The 1,124-nt window shown below is 29.9% G+C and carries 2 protein-coding genes; both read right to left on the reverse strand.

The window, feature by feature from the left end; all coding sequences use genetic code 11:
* Nucleotides 1-169 precede the first annotated feature (169 nt).
* A complete protein-coding gene (locus QI30_RS19085; protein ID WP_126992092.1) occupies nucleotides 170-361 on the reverse strand; it encodes a hypothetical protein in 192 nt (63 codons plus the stop codon).
* A 62-nt stretch (nucleotides 362-423) separates the two neighbouring features.
* On the reverse strand, nucleotides 424-1,124 hold a 701-nt coding region (locus QI30_RS19090; protein WP_158621087.1), incomplete at its 5' end, for a zeta toxin family protein.

Consider the following 1,124-nt stretch of genomic DNA (forward strand, 5'->3'; position numbering starts at 1 on the left):
CCATTTCATCATCTCCTCATAGATATATATTTTCGAACTTATCATTTAATAACTAAAGTATAACTTATAAAAAGATACTTTGCAAAAATCTTCTTTGCAAATTTCTACTTTTGATAAATAAAAAAGAAAAAAGTAAGTATGAGCTTACCTTTTTCTTTTTCGTATGTGTTTAGAACCGACCTAAACAAGGAACTTTATTTTCAGATTCTTTTGAGGAGGAAACATATGCCTGATACTCTTCTTCACGATTATTGCGTTCGAAGCTCTCTATATACTGAGCATTTTTACGCAGTAAATCCTGCTTTGGCCCCATATTTCCTTTAGCAACAGTAGCATTAATCATTTCTAAAGCGTTCATCATATAAACCTCTCCTTTAACTTAATAATACTACATTAATTAATAAGTAAAGTAAAATAAAAAAATTATTTACTTAAAAATTCTTGATACTTCTTATTATTAAGTATAGTTTCTTTACCCAAACTCCCTGTAGCAATAACCTCATCTGAATTGTCTTGAGTATCAACTATTGCCCAATGATCCACTAAATCTTTTAATGCAACAAATGATTTCGCAATCATAGAATGACTCTGGATAACAATTTCATCTGGTACTAATCGAGGGAAATCACCATTTGCTTTTGCTTCTTCATAGCGAATACGATTACGCTTCAAAGCTATCTTTACCGGTACATCAATAATTGTCAATGTTACTTCAAACTTTGCTTGTTTAAGTAAATGTATGAAATTGATATACTTTTGAGTATCTTTAAGAGTCCCATCAAAAATATGGGAAATTTCCCTTTCAATAGCTTTTTCTAAAAGTTTAGAAGCCATTAATGAGCTTTCTTTATGAACGATTGATGCAGCTATTTCAGGGTTTGCATCAAGCATCTTTTGATATTCGGGGATTTCTTTTTTTAATTCATCGGAATCAATAATAAGAATATTCCCAACACTTTCTTTTAATCTTTTTCTAAAAGTGCTTTTGCCAGCGTTACTGCCACCGCCTAAAAAGAAAGAGATTTTTTGTTGACTGTCTGATTGTATATTAGCTTTATGAATATATTGAAGTAAGATTTCATCCAAAATATTGATACGATTTAGATTTTGGATATTACTAATAT

The sequence above is a fragment of the Candidatus Kurthia intestinigallinarum genome (genome assembly GCF_003991225.1).
Taxonomy (GTDB): Bacteria; Bacillota; Bacilli; order Bacillales_A; family Planococcaceae; genus Kurthia; species Kurthia populi.

Bases quoted from the DNA above. Each gene is read 5' to 3' on its own strand.
- QI30_RS19085 (WP_126992092.1), bottom strand. From the start codon at position 361: ATGATGAACGCTTTAGAAATGATTAATGCTACTGTTGCTAAAGGAAAT.